Origin of the sequence: Methanocella conradii HZ254 (genome assembly GCF_000251105.1) — an archaeon.
GTDB lineage: Archaea > Halobacteriota > Methanocellia > Methanocellales > Methanocellaceae > Methanocella > Methanocella conradii.
On the sequence record NC_017034.1, the window covers coordinates 1 to 18,119 of the forward strand.

General features: G+C 54.3%; 18 protein-coding genes and 1 tRNA gene. 11 read left to right on the top strand and 8 right to left on the bottom strand.

Going from position 1 to position 18,119, the window contains the following annotated elements:
* Positions 1-37: 37 nt before the first annotated feature.
* Positions 38-835 carry a glycosyltransferase gene (locus MTC_RS00005; RefSeq protein ID WP_237705925.1) on the bottom strand — a complete coding sequence of 266 codons (798 nt, stop codon included), beginning with the start codon at positions 833-835 and terminating at the stop codon, positions 38-40.
* Positions 836-894: 59 nt separating this feature from the next.
* Here MTC_RS00005 and MTC_RS00010 point away from each other — a divergent pair, with 59 nt between their 5' ends.
* A complete protein-coding gene (locus MTC_RS00010; protein WP_014404616.1) occupies positions 895-1,548 on the top strand; it encodes a metal-dependent transcriptional regulator in 654 nt (217 codons plus the stop codon).
* Positions 1,545-3,443 (top strand): ferrous iron transport protein B, encoded by a 1,899-nt coding sequence (feoB, locus tag MTC_RS00015; protein WP_014404617.1) that lies wholly within the window; start codon positions 1,545-1,547, stop codon positions 3,441-3,443. Before MTC_RS00010 ends, feoB begins: the two co-directional genes overlap by 4 nt.
* A gap of 2 nt (positions 3,444-3,445) precedes the next feature.
* Here the strand turns inward: feoB and MTC_RS00020 are convergent, their stop codons facing one another.
* Positions 3,446-5,215 carry a ribosome biogenesis/translation initiation ATPase RLI gene (locus MTC_RS00020; protein WP_014404618.1) on the bottom strand — a complete coding sequence of 590 codons (1,770 nt, stop codon included), beginning with the start codon at positions 5,213-5,215 and terminating at the stop codon, positions 3,446-3,448.
* A 20-nt stretch (positions 5,216-5,235) separates the two neighbouring features.
* Positions 5,236-5,586, bottom strand: coding sequence for an EMC6-like membrane protein (locus tag MTC_RS00025; protein ID WP_014404619.1), 351 nt, complete (start codon positions 5,584-5,586; stop codon positions 5,236-5,238).
* A gap of 162 nt (positions 5,587-5,748) precedes the next feature.
* On the opposite strand from MTC_RS00025, the gene npdG reads away from it, so the two are divergent.
* The 4 genes from npdG (at position 5,749) to MTC_RS00050 (ending at position 9,351) form a co-directional block, all read left to right on the top strand.
* On the top strand, positions 5,749-6,402 hold the full coding sequence (npdG, locus tag MTC_RS00030; RefSeq protein ID WP_014404620.1) for an NADPH-dependent F420 reductase: 654 nt from the start codon (positions 5,749-5,751) through the stop codon (positions 6,400-6,402).
* An 89-nt stretch (positions 6,403-6,491) separates the two neighbouring features.
* A complete protein-coding gene (locus MTC_RS00035; protein ID WP_014404621.1) occupies positions 6,492-7,394 on the top strand; it encodes an Mrp/NBP35 family ATP-binding protein in 903 nt (300 codons plus the stop codon).
* A gap of 843 nt (positions 7,395-8,237) precedes the next feature.
* Positions 8,238-8,309, top strand: a tRNA-Ala gene (locus MTC_RS00045).
* 76 nt (positions 8,310-8,385) lie between these two features.
* On the top strand, positions 8,386-9,351 hold the full coding sequence (locus tag MTC_RS00050; RefSeq protein ID WP_014404622.1) for a hypothetical protein: 966 nt from the start codon (positions 8,386-8,388) through the stop codon (positions 9,349-9,351).
* An 88-nt stretch (positions 9,352-9,439) separates the two neighbouring features.
* Here MTC_RS00050 and hypD read toward each other — a convergent pair whose 3' ends face one another.
* The 4 genes from hypD to MTC_RS00070 form a co-directional block, all read right to left on the bottom strand.
* A complete protein-coding gene (gene hypD / locus MTC_RS00055) occupies positions 9,440-10,510 on the bottom strand; it encodes a hydrogenase formation protein HypD (protein ID WP_014404623.1) in 1,071 nt (356 codons plus the stop codon).
* 1 nt (position 10,511) lies between these two features.
* Positions 10,512-11,411 (bottom strand): quinolinate synthase NadA, encoded by a 900-nt coding sequence (gene nadA / locus MTC_RS00060; RefSeq protein WP_014404624.1) that lies wholly within the window; start codon positions 11,409-11,411, stop codon positions 10,512-10,514.
* A 37-nt stretch (positions 11,412-11,448) separates the two neighbouring features.
* Entirely contained in the window at positions 11,449-11,997 is a 549-nt protein-coding gene (locus MTC_RS00065) for a stage II sporulation protein M (protein WP_237705926.1), read from the bottom strand.
* Between the two features lie 158 nt (positions 11,998-12,155).
* Positions 12,156-12,989 (bottom strand): DUF63 family protein, encoded by an 834-nt coding sequence (locus MTC_RS00070; RefSeq protein ID WP_014404626.1) that lies wholly within the window; start codon positions 12,987-12,989, stop codon positions 12,156-12,158.
* Between the two features lie 38 nt (positions 12,990-13,027).
* On the opposite strand from MTC_RS00070, the gene MTC_RS00075 reads away from it, so the two are divergent.
* Genes MTC_RS00075 through MTC_RS13430 form a run of 3 tightly spaced genes read left to right on the top strand, consistent with a single transcriptional unit; the run spans position 13,028 to position 15,841 of the window.
* Positions 13,028-14,095 (top strand): NAD(P)-dependent glycerol-1-phosphate dehydrogenase, encoded by a 1,068-nt coding sequence (locus tag MTC_RS00075; protein WP_272941629.1) that lies wholly within the window; start codon positions 13,028-13,030, stop codon positions 14,093-14,095.
* A 55-nt stretch (positions 14,096-14,150) separates the two neighbouring features.
* A complete protein-coding gene (locus MTC_RS00080; protein ID WP_014404628.1) occupies positions 14,151-15,698 on the top strand; it encodes a PrsW family intramembrane metalloprotease in 1,548 nt (515 codons plus the stop codon).
* 5 nt (positions 15,699-15,703) lie between these two features.
* Complete coding sequence (locus MTC_RS13430) at positions 15,704-15,841, top strand: hypothetical protein (RefSeq protein WP_014404629.1); 138 nt, start codon at positions 15,704-15,706, stop codon at positions 15,839-15,841.
* 44 nt (positions 15,842-15,885) lie between these two features.
* Here the strand turns inward: MTC_RS13430 and MTC_RS13435 are convergent, their stop codons facing one another.
* A complete protein-coding gene (locus MTC_RS13435) occupies positions 15,886-16,275 on the bottom strand; it encodes a hypothetical protein (protein ID WP_193364086.1) in 390 nt (129 codons plus the stop codon).
* 322 nt (positions 16,276-16,597) lie between these two features.
* Here MTC_RS13435 and MTC_RS00090 point away from each other — a divergent pair, with 322 nt between their 5' ends.
* The gene (locus tag MTC_RS00090) at positions 16,598-17,506 is read left to right on the top strand and encodes a replication protein A (protein ID WP_014404630.1); all 909 of its coding nucleotides are present in this window, start codon (positions 16,598-16,600) and stop codon (positions 17,504-17,506) included.
* A complete protein-coding gene (locus MTC_RS00095) occupies positions 17,507-18,094 on the top strand; it encodes an RPA family protein (RefSeq protein WP_014404631.1) in 588 nt (195 codons plus the stop codon).
* Positions 18,095-18,119: the final 25 nt, after the last annotated feature.

An 18,119-nucleotide genomic window follows, 5' to 3' on the forward strand; every position in this document is an offset into this window, starting at 1 on the left:
TATATTTAACACAATCGATATTAATTATAAAAATGGATCATTCCCGGTGGACGTAGTCGTTATACTGGCTCCGCTTTAATTTTATGACGTGGAAGCCCAGCCTCCTGTTCTGGCTAGCCTCAAACAGGTCCATGTAGTATTTTAGTGTGCCGGCTATGCCGTCCTGCTCAAGTCTCCTTGAAGATGTGACCGCGAGGCGCCTGGAAAGGTAGACGGTCTTGCCAATCTGCCTGAGCTTGATGCTCATGTCCAGGTCTTCCAGGTGGCAGAGCCTGAAGCCCCCCACCCTCTCGAACGCCCCCCTTCGGATGCACACGTTGAAGCCCGGCAGGGTGGCGGCGCCGCACAGGCTTCTCAGGATGTAATACGCATTTGTCGCGTATTCGGCCGCCAAAAGCTTTGGTCGCCTGTTTGTGAACTTGAAGGCGCAAGAAACTGCCAGGGTACGCTTATCCCTGAACGTCTCGTATACGGTATCCAGGTAGTCTGGCATTATCACGGTATCAGAGTCGATGAACGCCAGGATGTCGCCGCAGGCCAGCCTCGCCCCCTCGTTTCTGGCCCTCGCCGTGCCCCTCTCCCTGCACACGACAAGCTTATCCGCATAGGAGGCTGCTATAGAGGCGGTCCTATCGGCAAGCTTATCCGCATAGGAGGCTGCTATAGAGGCGGTCCTATCGGTGCTATTCGAGTCCGAGACTATCACCTCGTATGAATGCCTGGTCCGCTGCGCCCTTATGGATTCCAGGCAGGCTGCGATGCGCCTCTCCTCGTTAAAGGCGGGAACGATGACCGAGAAGTCCATATAAGCACCACCGCTATCTTGCGCCTTCACCGCTAAATATTTTATCCGGGAAATGTATTAATATTAGGTATGTCTAAAGACTGGTCGACATGAGGAAAAACATAGCCGAAGAGTACCTTGAGACCATTTTGTATTTAACTAAGGGGGGCCGGCCAGCCAAGACTAAGGATATCGCCGATGCGATGGGGATTAAGCCTCCCAGCGTGAGCGAGATGCTCACCAAGCTTAAGGAGGAGGGGTACGTCGAATACCAGCCCTACGCGGGGGCTTCATTGACAAAGCGGGGGAAGGCCGAGGCCATCCAGATGGAGCGCAAGCACCAGGTCCTTGAGACTTTCCTGGTGGACGCCCTGGGCGTCGGGCTAGAGGAGGCACACGATGAGGCCTGCGAGATGGAGCACACGGTCTCAGACTCCACGCTATCGAAGATGTGCGCATTCCTGGGCCACCCGAGATTCTGCCCCGATGACCATCCTATTACTATGGGGGAGTGCTGCGAGAAGAGCGAGGAGTCGATGCCCCTCACCGAGCTTAAGGAAGGCGAGGGGGGCATCATAAAGATAGTCTGCGCAGATAAGGGGACCAGGGATTATCTATTATCGCTAGGCTTTTTGCCTGATACCGCTTTAACCGTTAAAAAAAGGCTGCCATCGAACAGCCTGCTCGTGCGCATAAAGGGAGCCGAGATAGCGATAGGCGGCGACATTGCAGAAAAGATTTTCGTTAAAAAGGCGTCAGCATGAAGCCTATAAGGGTAGCCATAATCGGGAATCCCACCGTGGGCAAGAGCACGCTATTCTCGAGCCTGACCGGAATAGGCGTCATGATCTCAAACTATCCGGGCACGACGGTCGAGGTTGCCCGGGGCAGCGCCACGCACGACGGCGTGACGCTTGAGCTATTTGACTTGCCTGGGGTGTATTCGCTCGACACGATGTGCGCCGAGGAGCGCATGGTGCTAGATTTTCTGGCCAGGGAGAGGCCGGACGTAATCCTGAACGTGGTCGACGCCACGAGGCTCGAGCGTAACCTCTATTTGACCCTTGAAGTGCTCGAGCTTGGCCTGCCCGTGGTGGTTGCTCTCAACATGGTGGAAGAGGCCCACGCCCTGGGCATGGAAGTGGACGCCGAAAGGCTGTCTCAGCTCCTGGGCGTTCCAGTGGTTCCCATTTATATTCATCGAGGCTCGGGGCTGGATGAGCTTGCCCACGCACTGTTTCATCCGGGGAAGGGGAGGCAGTTCCTGGTCAGGTATGACCGGCACGTTGAGGCGTTTATAAGGCAGCTCATGGGCATGCGCCCGGGCTTGAGCCGATATGAGGCCACTCGCCTCCTGTTAGGCATGGCATGTGAGGCACCAGAGGACGTGAAGTCTGCCGCCCGTCTCATGAGAGAGGAGATCGAGCGGACGCACAATGAGCCTCTTGAGGAGATACTGGCCAGCAACCGCTATGGGGCGGCCGGCCTCATCGCGAAGGGCGTGGTAAGCCACAGGCCTGCCTCCGCGGTGACGCTAAGGGAACGCATCGATGACCTGCTCATGAACCCAGCCTCCGGCATCATCCTCCTTGCGCTCATCATCCTCGGCATGCTTCTCATAGTATTCTTCGTCGGCGGCTTTTTAGAGGAGGCCATAGTAGGCGCGTTTGACGTGCTGATAATATCGCCGGCTACCGGGGCGCTCTCTGGCTATCCGCTGGCCCAGGTAGTGGTCAGGTATACCCTCATAGGCATACAGGCCGGCCTGGGCATCGTAGTGCCATATATTATGGCTTTTTACGTGCTCATGTCGTTGCTCGAGAACTCAGGGTACCTGACCAGGGCGGCGTTTTTATTGGACGACGTCATGCACAGGTTCAGGCTGCATGGCCGTGCCATGATCCCCTTGATACTCGGGTTTGGGTGCAGCGTGCCCGCCATCATGTCCACGAAGGCGCTGCAGACCCGGCGGGAGCGGATAATCGCGTCGGCCATGGTGTGCATGGTGCCGTGCTCGGCCCGAAGCATAGTCATAATGGGCCTCGTGGCCACCTTCGTGTCGGTGTGGGCCGCCCTTTCTATATACCTCCTCATGCTCGCCATAACGATTATGGTTGGCTACGTGCTGGGCCGTGTGGTCAAGGGCGAGGAGATGGGCTTCATCATGGAGATGGTGCCTCTCAGGGTGCCCAGGCTTAAGGACGTGGTCGATAAGACGTGGATGCAGATGAAGGAGTTCGTCTACGTCGCCTTTCCATTGCTGATAGCGGGCAGCGCTTTTCTGGGCGTGCTTCAATACGCGGGCGTCCTGGACGTCGTGAACGCCCTGCTGGCGCCGGTAACGGTTGGCCTGCTCGGCCTTCCCCCCTATGCCGCTACGGCCCTCATATTCGGCATCCTTCGGAAGGAGATGGCCCTGGAGACGCTAGCCGTCCTTGCCGGCACTGCCCAGTTCAGCCTCGTCTTTACGCCTCTGCAGATGTACGTGTTCGCCGTCTTCACGACGATTTACCTGCCCTGCATAGCCACGGCCACCATGCTTAACCGCGTTTTGGGCTTCAAGGATATGGTAATAATCACGGGCCTTACTTTTGCCTTAGCTCTCGTCATCAGCAGCCTCATCGCCCACCTGGTGCCGCTTTTGGCATCCTTGATATGAGGCTACACCGTCTGGGGGACGTAGTAGTACTCGCCTATGCGCTTCTGCTCCCTATCCAGGTTGGAGTCGGGCTTGTTGACCCTGGGCCGCCTGGTCTCCTCATCCCTTCTAAAAGTAATGTCCAGGCTAGACAGGAAACGGTTCATGCCCTCTCTCATCTCGAAGGGCCCGTGAACTTCGCCTCGTAAGCCGGGCTGGCCGTCGAAAACTAATAAACGGTCAGACAAAAGGTCTATCATGTATATATCATGATCGATGACAAGCATGGTGACGTCATTATTCTCGGCGAAGCGCTTTATGACCTTGGTGGCCATGGTGCGCTGCTCGACGTCCAGGTGGGCTGAGGGCTCGTCCAGTATGAACATGTCGGCGTCTCTTCCCAGGCATGCCGCTATCGCCACGCGCTGCAGCTCTCCGCCTGACAGGTCGCTTATGTTGCTATCCATAAGCCGCTCTACCTGCAACGGGGCGAGTATCTCGCTGCTATAGTAGCTCGTATCGAACTTCTTGTTTATGCTTCCCAGGAGCGCCCCCACCGTGATGTCCGCATCCGCCTTTATGTACTGCGGCTTATAGGAGATCTTCACCTTGAAGTCGAGCTCGCCACTATCAGGCTTTAGCTCCCCGGCCATAAGCCTGGCGAATGTGGTCTTGCCAATGCCGTTAGGGCCTACCACTCCCACGACCTCCCTCTTCCTGAGCTCGCCCCCCCTCACTTCTAGCCTGAACCTGCCCAGCGTCTTCGTGAACGCCGGGAAAGAAGTCAGGGCCTCGACCTCCTTCTGTGGCCTGGGCGCCTTCACCTCAAACTCGATTGGCGTTGGGCGTATCCGGATGTTCTCCTCGGGCAGGTAGCCCTTCAGGTACTCGTTTATGCCGACCCGAACGCCTTTCGGGAGCGTTATGACGCCGTACCCTCCAGGCTCGCCATAGGCGATGTGCACCACGTCGGCCAAAAGGTCTAAGATGGCCAGGTCATGCTCCACCACCATTACGTTCCGGCTCTCGCCCATCCGCTTTATCATGCGGGCCATCTTGATGCGCTGGAAAATATCCAGGTACGGGGTTACCTCGTCGAAGAAGTAGAAGTCCGCGTCCCGCATGGCGCAGGCCGCGATGGCCACTCTCTGCAGCTCGCCCCCGGAAAGCTCGGATATATCCCTGTCCAGGATGGGACCGAGGTCGAGCTCATCGGCTATCTCATCAAAGGCCCCTCGCTCATCCGTCCGCTTTAGCAGGTCTGCCACCTTGCCCTTGAACGCCTTAGGTATGAGGTCTATATACTGGGGCTTCTGGGCGGTTTTTACCTCTTTTCTGGACACGCGCTTCAGGTAGTCCTGAAGCTCGGAGCCGGCGAAAAACTTGTAAACGTCATCCCAGGTGGTATCGCTTTTGCCCAGGTTGGGCATGAGCTGGCCCGAGAGTATCTTGACCGCCGTGGTCTTGCCGATGCCATTGACACCTAAAATGCCGCTCACCCTGCCCGTTGAAGGGATGGGCAGCCCATAGAGGGCGAAGCCGTTGGTGCCATACCGATGGGTAAGCCTATCCGCCAGCTTATCTGGCAGCCCTATGATCATGATGGCCTGTGTCGGGCACTTCTTAACGCATATGCCGCAGCCGACACATAGCTCCTCTGAGATTACCGCCTTTCCATCCTCCCCGAGCTTTACAGTCTCGTCGCCGGTGCGAACCTTAGGGCAATACTTAATGCATTCGAGGCTGCACTTTTTGGGTTGGCAGCGGTCTTTATCGATTATTGCTATCCTCATAGTCATCTTAAATCAGGTTTTTAGAAAAACGGCCCGAACTGGGGCGCTGGTACCCCGTTGATGTGGGGCATGCCATTCATTATGATGGCCCAGCTTATGTACCAGTATGAGAAGGTCAGGAAACCGACGTAGAACCATGCCTTGGCGTCGAACTTGCCCGACTCGATGCCCCAGAGCGGGAATACGAACTTCTGGGCGTAGATGGCCAGCGCTAGGATTAAGAACGAAAAGCTTTGATGGGGCACGCTCAGCACGTAGGGGCTTGATAGGAACCCCGCAGCGACGCCGAATAGTGCCGGCACGAGGGACATCTTGATGCCTCGCAGGTGAAACGCTATTCTTTCCTCTTTCGTCGGTGTCTTTATCTCCATCTACATTCTCCTGGCTAATGCCATAAGCAAGCTCAATGCTTAAATTATTTTCTATCACGTAAACGAGAATTAAATTATTTATGTTATTATATAAAGTTTTATGTTGGCTATTCTCAGCGATCGTTTTATTTTCATGTAGGTAGATTGGCTATATGTGATATCATGAAGATAGCGATTCTGGGTGGCACGGGGGACATAGGGGAAGGGCTGGCCTTAAGGCTGGCGCAAAAGCACCAGGTACTCATAGGCTCCAGGGAGGAGGCAAAGGCGAAAGAGGCCGCGGATAATTACAATAAGAGGCTGAAGGAGAGGGGCCTGAGGGATGAAATCGTCGGGATGAGCAACCAGGATGCGGCGAAAAATGGGGATGTCGTCATCCTGGCGGTGAAGTTCCAGTTTGCAATTCCCACCCTACAGAGCGTGGCCGAGTTTCTGGGTGGCAAGATCGTCGTGTCGCCCATCGTGCCAATGTCTAAGCAAAAGCTCTGTGTATATACTCCGCCCGCTGAGGGCAGCGCTGCGAAGCACATATGCTCGGTGATGCCCCCTGACGTCAGGATGGTCGTGGCATTCCAGACGCTTCCAGCGCCCAGGCTTGCCGACCTCGACGACCCCCTCGACTTTGACGTCATAGTGTGTGGCGACGATGAGGAAGCCAAGAAGGTCGTGATGGGCCTCGTCTCGGACATGGATAACCTCAGGCCGCTTGACGGCGGGGGCCTGGAGGAGGCGAAGCTCATCGAGCCGCTCACGCCTCTTCTCATAAACCTGGCCATCAAGAATAAGATGAGGCCCTTGTCGATTAAGTTCGTTTAGCTTTTTTTCTTTTTTTTTAGCAAAATATTTAGGATATATCTGTATATTTTATTACGCCTTTTTTCAAGGCAACATAAGGTTGGACTGAGATGTCATCTATTAACGAGATGGATAGCCAGACATCCGAGGCATGCAAGTCCTGCAATGAAGGAAAGAGCTCCAGCAGGTGTGATACATGCCCATCGAGGGGTAAGGGTGGCGATAAGCCAGCGTGGGATGAGCGAATAGTGAAGCGGCTGTCCGACGTGAAGCACCGCATAGCCGTGGTGAGCGGCAAGGGCGGGGTTGGCAAGAGCACCATAACTGCGGGCCTGGCGCTGAACATATCCATGATGGGCTACAGGGTGGGCGTATTAGACGCCGACGTGAGCGGCCCCAACATTCCCCATTTATTGGGCCTGGAAGGCAGGAGGCTCATGGGCTCTGAGCTGGGCATAGAGCCTGCCATGTCTCGCAACGGCGTCAAGGTGGTCTCGTCCGAGATGGTTTTGACATCGAGCGACACCCCGATGATATGGCGTGGGCCTATGCGCACTACTCTTGTAAACCAGTTCGTGGCCGACGTTAACTGGGGCGTCCTTGACTTTTTACTTGTAGACCTGCCGCCGGGCACGGGCGATGAGCCGCTGAGCGTGATGCAGATGATCCCCCTGGATGGGGTCATCATAGTGAGCACGTCGTCGAGCCTCTCGATGCTAGACGTGTCAAAAATAATAAACATGGCGAGGGACCTTAAGGTGCCCATCCTGGGCCTGGTCGAGAACATGTCGTACATGCAGTGTCCTGATTGTGGCAAGAAGATACGCCTTTTTGGGGAGAGTAAGGTTGAGGCGTTAGCCATGAAGTATGGGGTGCCCCTCATTGGCGAGGTGCCTCTTGACCCCTCGAACGCCGGCGTCGATGAGATGCCCGTCGATGGAAAATCGCTTCTCGTCTCCTCTCTGCGCCCTATCGCCGAGAGGGTCGTTTTTGAGGTTAACCATAGAGCATAATGTTGAATTTATAATATCTTTTAAGATTGTGGGCCTTCTGTCAGATATTGGATGGTTTGGCAATATTAGGATGGTTGGTAGCGCATTTTCTATTTCTAGAGGCTGAATGGGGCTATATTAGATAATGGATGGTTATTATACCATATCTTCCTTTTCTAGAGGCTGAATGGGGCTATATTAGATAATGGATGGTTATTATACCATATCTTCCTTTTCTAGAGGCTGAATGAGGCTATATTAGATAATGGATGGTTTGGCACCATATCTTCCTTTTCTAGAGGCTGAATGGGGGCTTCTATCGTTTAATTGTCTATCACCTAATAATGGATGGTTTGGCACCATATCTTCCTTTTCTAGAGGCTGAATGGGGGCTTCTATCGTTTAATTGTCTATCACCTAATAATGGATGGTTTGGCACCATATCTTCCTTTTCTAGAGGCTGAATGGGGGCTTCGCTACGCTACGCCCCCCTCGCGGACCCCCCGTGTTTGATTGTCCTTCGGACAAGCTAATATAGGAGGAACCATAGGGTTAGCGACACAAACCCTAGAAAGTCTCACCACTAGGACAAGCCTTTTTCGTCGAGAAATCATGGTCGGGCTTCTTGTTCATTTGCCCCGAAGGGGCAAACAAGCTCGGGGGGTCCGCGAGGGGGACGTAGCGTAGCGAAGCCCCCATTCAGCCTCTAAAAAAAGAACCATCTGCCCGACCATTGTTTTAATGTCGCCAACCATCTGCCCGACCATTGTTTTAATGTCGCCAACCATCTGCCTTATATAGCCTAAGACAAAATATAGCGCGAATAGTTTATATACTACAAGTGCCATTTCAAGATTACGTGGCGGGCTCTTAACTCAGGGGTAGAGTGCTACGTTCGCAACGTAGATGCCGCGGGTTCAAATCCCGCAGAGTCCACTTCTTTTTTAAACGGCGCACATTTTAAATACAATAGCATCCTTAAGGGTCTATTAAAATCTAGGCGCTGGTCCATATGGCGAAGGATAATGGAAAAAGCCTAAAAAAGGCCACAAAAAAAGAGCCGACAAACTGGGCAAAGGCAGTGATACCGATTCTATTGGTCGTGATCATGCTCGGCTCCATATTCGCGTATGTGCTGAGCAATCCTGTTAATACGTCAAACACGTCCAAGACGACATCCAATGAAAAGCCCTTTAATAGCATCATGGACGGCCTCAAGCTACTCCCAGCAAACCTATCGAGCGCCAGGTATGCAGACCTCAAGGGCGACACGGTGTTGAGCCAGTACATGTACAACAATGCCTATCTGGCGCGGACGATACCGCCATCGAAGACGTTTAGCGCCGACCCGCAGAAGGACATGCTGGCGATATACCCGCCGGGATACTTCGGCGACTTCCAGGAGCAATTCGTATCGCTGACCAGCTTTGGCTCATCGAGGATCAACTCGAGCTATACGGCATATGATGTGAACGGCCAGACCGTCGAAATGGTGAACAACAAGTATTTCTATACCCTTAATTTAAAGCCGGTCATAAGCGGCAGGATTGAGAACGTCGCGAAGGTGCTCGAATCCAGCGGCAACGAGAGCGCTTATAATGAATACTCGGACCTGTTCGAGGAGCTTAAGTGGAAGCAGATATCCACGGATAACGCTACCCTCGAGACCGTCGGAAAGTCGTGCAGCTACGCCTCAGCGGATAGGTACTATGCCGCGCTATGGCCTGCCGACCCTAAGAACTCGTCCCAGGACAGGCCGTACTCATACGTGGCGATAATACACGTAAACCACACCCTTGCCGATAGCGAGTATGCAGACCTCGCCTCGTACGGGGCCAGCATGACAAAGTACGGCTTCAGCTATTATAACGTCCAGGTCTATGACGACTACATAGTCATAGAGGCTGAGGGGAGCCTGGACGTGTGCATGGACGACGCCCTCAACAGGTGGTCGTTCATAAAGTATAAGCTAAGCTAAAAATTTTTCAGATTTTTTCAATAATATATAAAAAATAGTAGTGTACTTTGTGAACGCTTTGTGTACATTGTGGTAAGATTAGTGGCGTTTATTTTGTGTTCTTTGCGGTAAATACCGATTTTACGGCCTTGCCATAGGTGTACCATATTCGACAGGCGCCCTCTGTGGACACCATGCACGCCCCCACGGGCTTGAGCGGCGTACAGGCCTTACCGAACAGCTTACAATCAACGGGATCCTTAACGCCCCTCAATATCTCGTTACACAGGCAGCCCCTGGTCTCGGCCCCGCCTTTTAGGGTAATCCCATACTTCTTGAGGGCGTCATACTTCTCGTATTGGGGCTTCAGCTTTAAGCCGCTCGACGGTATGACCGGGAAGCCCCGCCACATGATGTCGCATACTTCGAACACCTCGGATAGCATGCGCTTTGCCTTCAAGTTGCCCTCCTTTTTAACTGCGCTTGCGTAGGCGTTCTCCACCTCGGCCCTGCCCTCGACTATCTGCTTGACGAGCATGTACAGGCCATACATGACCTGCAGGGGCTCGAATCCGGCTATGACCTGGGGCACCTTGAACTGCCCGTATTCCTCTGAGCCGCTTATCGTACAGACGTGGCCGGGAAGGAGGAAGCCTGATAGGTTTGCCTCTCCCTGCTCCATGAGCCACTTCATGGCGGGCGGGATGAGACGGTGGGAGACGAGAACTGAAAAGTTATCTGGGGGATTGGTGAGTAAAACGGCGGCCGTGGTGGGGGCGGTGGTCTCGAAGCCGACGGCCATGAACACGACCTCCCTGTCTGGATGCTCCCTGGCGTAGTCGGCGGCCTGGCTTATGCTCTGGACGATGTGGATGTCGCCCACCGAGTCGTATAATGAGGACTTAGTGCCGGGCACCCTTAGCAGATCCCCATACGTGCAGATAACCTTGCCTTTCTCGGCTAATTCGACGATGGCGTCTATCTCTGCCTGGGGCGTCACACACACGGGGCAGCCCGGGCCCATGACAACCTTAACGTTCTTCGGCAAAAGGGAGCGTATGCCACTCTTCGTTATCGTGTACTCGTGCGTCCCGCAGACGTGCATTATCTTTATTTCCTTGCCCGCCGCAAGCTTTTCAATCTTATCGGCGAGCCCCCTCGCAATCTGTTCCTCCTGCATTTTATCGGCCCACTTCAAGCATCCTGTCCAATGCTTTTTTTGCCCTGGTACGAATATTTTCCGGTATGACTATCCTCGTCTTCATGTACCTCAGGCTATCCCTTACCGTTTCCAGCGAGTTCATCTTCATGTTTGGACACACGGCATAGGGGGATAGCGGATAATAGCGTATGCCAGGGTTTTCCTTCATGAGGCGGTGAATGATGCCAGACTCCGTGCCTATTATCAGGTCTTTTCCTGTATTCTTTGCGTATTTTATCATGCCATCCGTCGAGAAGACTCCGTCGGCCATGTCCACCACCTCGGGCCTGCACTCCGGGTGGACTATGACCTCGGCCCCGGGGTGCTCCATCTTAGCCACCAGCACGTCGCCCGCCGTGATGAGGTGATGGGTGGGGCAGTAGCCCTGCCAGGCGTGTATCCTTTTTGAGGTGAACTTTTGTGCGTAATGGGCGAGGTTGCGGTCGGGCACGAATATGGCCTCGTCACCTTTGAGCGAGTTTACAACCTTTACGGCGTTCGAAGAGGTGCAGCAAACGTCGCTCTCCGCCTTGACCTCGGCGCTCGAGTTGACGTAGCAGACAACCTCGGCCCCGGGGTACTTATTTTTAAGCATTTTTACGTCGGCCGCCGTGATCATCCGCGCCATCGGGCATCCGGCCTCTGGCGCAGGGTTCAATACGATCTTATCCGGGTTCAGGATGGCTGCGGACTCCGCCATGAAATCCACGCCGCAAAAGACTATGACCTCGGCCTCGCAATCCACGGCCTTCTGGCTCAGACCAAAAGAGTCGCCCACGTAGTCGGCAATGTCCTGGACCTCGCCCCGCTGGTAGTTATGGGCGAGGATGACGGCTCGCCTGGCCTTCTTAAGCTCAATTACCTCGTCAATGATACTCATATACGTGGCAATACCATTTACCTGCAATTAATTAAACTTATCCATGCGCGCCAGATAAAAGGTATAGTATGGGCCCGGTGACGAACGTCTCGATAAAAGCGGCTAAAAACAGGAGGGGAAATATCCAGGTGAAGTATATCAGCAGGCTTTCTATTAGCTTATCGGCGAGCCTCTCCTTTTTTCCGAGCAGCGCCTTAAGGGCGGCGACGCCCAGGTTAAGGCCCATCGCGGCCGAGAGGAACACCATGGGAAGCTCGATGACGCCATGAGGCGCCATGCCGGCGACCACGTAGAGCAGGCCTGAAGTCTTCATGGTCACGCCGATGACTATGCCCAGGATGATGCCATTTGCCAGCATGAAAAATATGGGAGCCAACCCTAGTAATGGCCCCAGCACTATGACTAGCAGGCACTTCACGGCATTGTTGACGAATATGCCAAGCATGAGGCCGATGGGCGAGAGCTCCTTGAGAGGCGACACCTCCTCCTTGAAGCTCGATATCACAGTATTCCCTATTTCGGGCATGCCTGCGGCCAGGTAGCCGATGCTAAAGAATGCCACGAAAATCAGGATGACTGCCAGCAAATAATATCTCAGTTTCCATGCGTATCTTAAAAATGTAACTGGGCCGGGTACCTTAATGCTCAACGCCATCTCCTCAAGATGTATGTATGTTTTAATTTGCGCCTATTATATATTATTTTATTGGATGAGCGAAGCGAGATACGAGAGCAATGCGCCGGTCACGAATGCACGAACACCAGCTCCAGGGTATTCCTTATTCCAGGCCCGAAGCCCAGCACGAGCAGCACGAACTTGAGTACATAATAGAGATCTTTCTCCTCGACGAAGTACCTCTCGATAAGGTATACGACTGGTATGAAGACGGCCAGCTTGAGGGCGTACATGATGAACGCCGTGTTAAACATGCCTATGAAGAACACGGGGACGACGTGCTTCTCGGCGAACCCTCCCACGATGTCGATTGCGGTGAATGTCGAGGAGGCGTCGAACATGTGGGCGCCAAGGATGGCGACGTTCATGGGCATCGTTAGGAAGCCTATCTTAAAGTGACGGACCAGCAAGTATATGGCCCCTGTGAAGGTGAATGCAAGAGAGACGACCACGATGGGCGCCCACCATACCGAGATGGGCTGCGTCAGCAGCAATGCCGCAAAGACTAGTATGATGCCCGCTATCCCCGCCCAGAAGAAGGGCTTAGAGTAGTCCCCGATCATGCCGGAACGCTCCAGGTACAGGCATACGAGAAGCGCCAGAAGCGTGATGAGGAACGCCAGAACGTATACCAGAGGCGTGATGAACATATAGCTTAGCGGGGGGGATAAAAGGTGGACGTCCTCCAGGTTGCGGAGCGACGCCCCGAGGATTATGAAGGGGGACGTGGCCATTATGAGGCGCTCATCCACCTTAAGCTTGAGAAAGGCCATTAACTTTAATATGGCAAAAAGGCTTATACCAAGGATAATAGCGTAGGTAAGCGTATTTACCGCGTTGTAGCCTTCGTTATAAACAATGGGATCGATGTAGTACCTGCCTACGAAAGAGCCGATGTCCATGATAAGCCACCTGGGGTGTCTATACGGGCGAACTTGACATAAATGTATCTAAGCATAGCGAGAAGTGGATGCAGCTTCCCCGGAACGTGATAGCCGGGCCTGGAGCCATAGAAAGCGTGGGCCCGATATGTAAGACTATGCGCCTTAAAGGAAGGGCGCTGATAGTGACGGGCAACACCACGAAGCACATCGCCGGGGACGCAGTTGCCGAAAGCCTGAAGAGGAGCGGATATGACGTGGGCTTCATCGTCGTGGAGGACGCGACCGTGAAGAGCGTGCAGAAGGCGAGGAAGGCTGCAAGGGAGATGAAGGCAGACTTTTTGCTGGGCGTAGGGGGCGGCAAGTCCATCGACATCGCCAAGCTCGCCTCCACGCAGCTAGACCTTAATTTCATCAGCGTCCCCACCGCGGCGTCCCACGACGGGATAGCTTCCTCGAGGGCGTCCATCATCCAGAACGGCAGGTCGGTGTCCAGGCAGGCAGAGGCGCCACTATGCGTCATAGCCGACACGGACATCATCATGAAGTCCCCGTACAGGCTTTTGGCGGCAGGGTGCGGCGACATCATATCGAATTACACCGCAGTCCTGGACTGGCGGCTTGCGGCCAGGCTGAGGAACGTGTACATATCCGAGTACTCAGCGGCCCTCTCCGAGATGACCGCCCGCATGGTGATCGATTACGCCCACCAGATTAAGCCGGGCCTGGAAGAATCGGTCCGCCTGGTGGTAAAGGCGCTGGTATCATCGAGCGTCGCCATGAGCATAGCCGGCTCTTCAGCCCCGGCGAGCGGCAGCGAGCATAAGTTCTCCCACATGCTCGACCAGATAGCGCCGAAGCCTGCCCTCCATGGCGAGCAGTGCGGCGTGGGCACCATCATGATGACGTATCTGCATGGCGGAGACTGGCAGAGGATAAGGGATGCGCTTAAGACCATCGGCGCCCCCACGACTGCCAAAGAGCTGGGTATAGGCGAGAAATACATCATCGAGGCGCTAATGAAGGCCCATAAGGTCAGGCCTGAGCGGTATACCATTCTTGGCGATAAGGATTTACCATATGACGCGGCGGTGAACATCGCCAGAACCACAAAGGTCATAGAATAAAAAGCCAAATGGCGCTCTTCCTCTTTTCCTGAATGCCCCTTAGTTCCCGTCCAGCATGAAGTTCGGAGGGCAGAAGGATTTTAAGGTCATAGCATATATGGGAATGGGAAAGAGCATGAAGGGAAAGGCGCCGCTACTACTGGTTATCCTATTGCTCGTGTTGCCCGCCGGGGCGCTGGCCCAATCGTCCGGAGACATGACCATACCTGATTACGTGTTCTCTCATAAGACGCTGGACATCTCCGTATCCCCCACCAGTTTCGCGTTTAATGACTCTCACGCGAGCCGGACGCTCTCCATCGTAGTGAAGAACCCCACGGATTCCAGCATGGATGTATACCTTGCCATATACAGGGATGAGCGATGGGATTTGCTTGAGAGGCTAGGAAGCGTGGAGGCGGGGGCCGAGAAGGCCTTTGATTATCCTATCAGCTTCACGTATAGCGGAAAGACAGAGGAGAAAGACAAGCTTGGAATAGTGGGCAAGACCTACAAGGGATACATTGGGGCAGCATTCTCCATAACGGAGAACTGGTCGAGCTATGAGGACGCCCTAAAGTCTACGCTATCCTTCTTCGGGGTGATCTTGGCTGCAGTCTTGCTCGGAGTCCTCGCGATAATAATGGCTGGCGTCGTATCGATGGCCTTGCACATGGAGAATCCGGATGGCGAGTACACCTTAAGGACGCTTTTCTTCCCCATCATGAAAATGCGACCATGGGCCGAGCGCATAGCCGACATAGCCATCAACCCATTCTTCTGGGTCCTGGAGCTTGCCCTGGGGGCCATACTCGTCATGCTCATACTATTATTCGCGCTCTACGAGGTCCGCCCTGACATAGGCTGGCTAATATTTTTAATAGGCGGAGTGGCCGCGGTGTTCATGCCCGTGGTATTTTTAGTGATCGGATGGCTCGCCGACTACTATGAGCGGGAGCCGTTCAGGTTCATCCTGGGCATGTTCATGTGGGGCGTCATGGCCACGTTTTTCGCCTTCTTCATAAACACCACGTTCTCGCTCTTCGCAGGGCTTGTTCTCAGTGCAGGGGTAGCATCGCTGCTCTTAGCGGTTTTTGTCGCCCCGGTTGTGGAAGAGGTTGCAAAGGGTACAGGGTTGCTCATCCTGTCGGGGCACCACGATTACGACAACGCGTTTGACGGCATCATCTTCGGCTTCGCAATCGGCATGGGCTTCGCCTTCATCGAGAACTGGCTTTACTTCGCGACTAATGCAAGCCCCATCGTGGTGGGGGGGCTTGGGGAGTGGACTTATAACATATTGTACAGGTCTTTCCTTTGCTCGCTTGCACACGGCTGCTTCACGGGGGCTACGGGTGGGATTGTAGGATTCATCAAGGGGTGGCGAAAGAATAGAGGCTTTGAGATTCTGGGCTTTTTCCTTGGCCTGCCCATAGCCATAGTGCTTCACGGCACGTTCAATCTGATGGCCGTCATAGACTCTATAATGCAGACCGCCCTCGGCGTGCCCGTGCCCATCTTCGACCCGATGCTGACCATAGCCGTAACCGTAATATACATATGCGTTGGCGCTTATCTTCAGTTAAAGATGAGGGATAGGCTAAAAAGCCATGACATGAGGTGATACCTATGCCCGTGAGCAAGAAGCAGATGGAGAAGCTGAGGAAGGAGCAGAAGGCGAAGGCGGAGGAACTGGCCAGGCAGGCGGCCGCGGGCAGCGCCTCAGCAGCCAAGAAGCTTAAGAAGCTTGAGAAAAAACTGAAGTAGTTTTTCGAAGGCCCTGAAAAATTAAAAAGGGATGTTAAAAAAGGTCATATACCACAGATGGATGCGCAATACTGTGGGCTATAGCCGATGCTAACGCAGTTCCAGTATGGGCATATGCCGCCGCCCCAGCTACCCCCCCATGGGTAGCTGCCGCCCCACCAGCCGCCCCAGCCGGGCCTGTTATCCCAGCCGCCTCCATGCCACTGTCCTCCGCCACCCATCCACTGTCCTCCACCACCCATCCACTGTCCTCCGCCTCCATGCCACTGTCCTCCACCACCCATCCACTGTCCTCCGCCACCCATGCCGCCACCCATGCCGCCACCCATGCCGCCACGCCCATCCCTGGCGAGGGCTATCGGCGTGAGCACGAGCACGCTCGCAATCGTGACCAAAATGGCCATTATGGTTACGCGTCTCCAATCCATCTTCATCTTTAAACACCCAAAAAACAGACGACTAAGCCCCTCTAAAAAGTGACGTACATAAAAATCGATGGGATGGGTGATACGGGCGGTGTAAGGCCGGATTACAGGGCTAAAATCACTACTTTTATACAGTACTGCCTATATCGTCTCTGAAAATCAAAGCAGCTTACTGTGGGCGATTATAGGCCGGATACGATGGCAAATTAGCATAAGCGCTCGGCGCGCCCACAAAAATACTTTCAGTTAGCTTTAATTCCGTTTATATAGTAATGAGGCCCATCTACCATTGTCTCCCACCCATGTAAAACAGGAGACTTGAGGTAAAGCTATGGTAAAGGAACTAGCCAAGGAAATGAGGAAAAAGTTCTCCGAGCTGGGCGCCGACGTGCCTCAGAAGGAGATCGAGGCGAAGCTCGACCTCCTCGTGAACCAGTACAAGGTGCCCGAGGAGGAGGCAAAAAGGACCGTTTTTAATCAGTATGTGAGAGACCTGAATTTATCGAAACCTTCAAGCGACTCTCCGCTCACCAAGATAAAGGACATAACGAGCGATGGCAAGTGGATCTCGCTGAAGGCGAAGGTCGTACAGCTATGGGAGAACGAGAAGGCATCCATCTCCCAGATAGGGCTGCTCGGGGACGATACGGGGACGATCAAGTTCGTTTGTTTCACCAAGTCGGACCTTCCGCCCGTGGAGGAGGGCAAGAGCTATGTTTTCAAGAACGTGATCACGGACTCCTGGCAGGGCCGGTTCTCGGTCAAGCTGAACAAGTCGACGGTGATCATTCCTTCAGAAAACGTCGAGGTCGCCAGCAACGATGTTACGATGACAGGCGCCATCGTGGACGTGCAGTCCGGCAGCGGCCTGGTGAAGCGCTGCCCCGAGTGTAACCGCATCCTGGTAAAAGGCGCGTGCGTCGACCACGGCAAGCAGGAGGGCGAATACGACCTCAGGGTTAAGGCGGTCATAGACGACGGGAAGGCCGCCCAGGATATCATATTAAACCAGGAGCTTACTTATAAAATCACCGGCATAGACGTCAAGGTCGCCAAAAAGATGGCCATGGACGCGGTGGACCCGGGCGTGGTTCTCGACGAGATCAAGCGCATACTGCTCGGCAAGTACTTCACCGTAAAGGGGCCTGTTTTGGGCAGCCGTTACCTGCTAGTAAAGGACATGCAGCGAGCTCCTCTTATGGACGGGAATCCAATAATCCAAAAGGTGGAGGGGATATAAATGCCCGCGGCAAGGGAAGTCGCGAAGCGCGTCTTCGCGAAGGAGTTCAACGCATCCACCCTGACCTTTAAGGAGAGCGATGACCCGCTGGCGCCGGCGTACCTGCTAACGCCAACCGGCGCGAAGTGCAACAGGGTGTTCATCGTTGGCACGCTCACCGAAAAAGAGAACATCGGCGATGACTCAGAATACTGGAGGGCGAGGGTGACCGACCCGACGGGCGCGTTTATCTTGTATGCAGGCCAGTACAGCCCCGAGGCATCGCAGGCCCTGTCCGACCTGGATGCCCCGGCCTTCGTCGCAGTCATCGGCAAGCCCCGCGTCTATAAGACGCCGGATGGCGAGGCGATAGTGTCGGTGAGGCCCGAGGCCGTGCTACCCGTGGACCCGGAGACGAGGGACCAGTGGGTGCTCGACACCATAAACGCCACTGCAGACAGGCTTTTAGCCCTAAAAGAGGGTTCTGATGCAAACGCGATTAAGGCCATAGAGCACTACCACCCGGACATAAATGAGTATAAGGATATGCTGCTGACCGCCGCTAAATCGCTAAAGCAGATGGAGGTCAGCGTAGTGAGCGCCAGGTGAAGGGCGCTCACGCCTTTTATGGGCG

Excerpts from the sequence above, each read along its gene's own strand:
- MTC_RS00010 (WP_014404616.1), top strand. The coding sequence starts at position 895 with ATGAGGAAAAACATAGCCGAAGAGTACCTTGAGACCATTTTGTATTTA.
- feoB (WP_014404617.1), top strand. The coding sequence starts at position 1,545 with ATGAAGCCTATAAGGGTAGCCATAATCGGGAATCCCACCGTGGGCAAG.
- MTC_RS00020 (WP_014404618.1), bottom strand. The coding sequence starts at position 5,215 with ATGAGGATAGCAATAATCGATAAAGACCGCTGCCAACCCAAAAAGTGC.
- MTC_RS00025 (WP_014404619.1), bottom strand. The coding sequence starts at position 5,586 with ATGGAGATAAAGACACCGACGAAAGAGGAAAGAATAGCGTTTCACCTG.
- npdG (WP_014404620.1), top strand. The coding sequence starts at position 5,749 with ATGAAGATAGCGATTCTGGGTGGCACGGGGGACATAGGGGAAGGGCTG.
- MTC_RS00035 (WP_014404621.1), top strand. The coding sequence starts at position 6,492 with ATGTCATCTATTAACGAGATGGATAGCCAGACATCCGAGGCATGCAAG.
- MTC_RS00050 (WP_014404622.1), top strand. The coding sequence starts at position 8,386 with ATGGCGAAGGATAATGGAAAAAGCCTAAAAAAGGCCACAAAAAAAGAG.
- hypD (WP_014404623.1), bottom strand. The coding sequence starts at position 10,510 with ATGCAGGAGGAACAGATTGCGAGGGGGCTCGCCGATAAGATTGAAAAG.
- nadA (WP_014404624.1), bottom strand. The coding sequence starts at position 11,411 with ATGAGTATCATTGACGAGGTAATTGAGCTTAAGAAGGCCAGGCGAGCC.
- MTC_RS00070 (WP_014404626.1), bottom strand. The coding sequence starts at position 12,989 with ATGGACATCGGCTCTTTCGTAGGCAGGTACTACATCGATCCCATTGTT.
- MTC_RS00080 (WP_014404628.1), top strand. The coding sequence starts at position 14,151 with ATGAAGTTCGGAGGGCAGAAGGATTTTAAGGTCATAGCATATATGGGA.
- MTC_RS13430 (WP_014404629.1), top strand. The coding sequence starts at position 15,704 with ATGCCCGTGAGCAAGAAGCAGATGGAGAAGCTGAGGAAGGAGCAGAAG.
- MTC_RS13435 (WP_193364086.1), bottom strand. The coding sequence starts at position 16,275 with ATGAAGATGGATTGGAGACGCGTAACCATAATGGCCATTTTGGTCACG.
- MTC_RS00090 (WP_014404630.1), top strand. The coding sequence starts at position 16,598 with ATGGTAAAGGAACTAGCCAAGGAAATGAGGAAAAAGTTCTCCGAGCTG.
- MTC_RS00095 (WP_014404631.1), top strand. The coding sequence starts at position 17,507 with ATGCCCGCGGCAAGGGAAGTCGCGAAGCGCGTCTTCGCGAAGGAGTTC.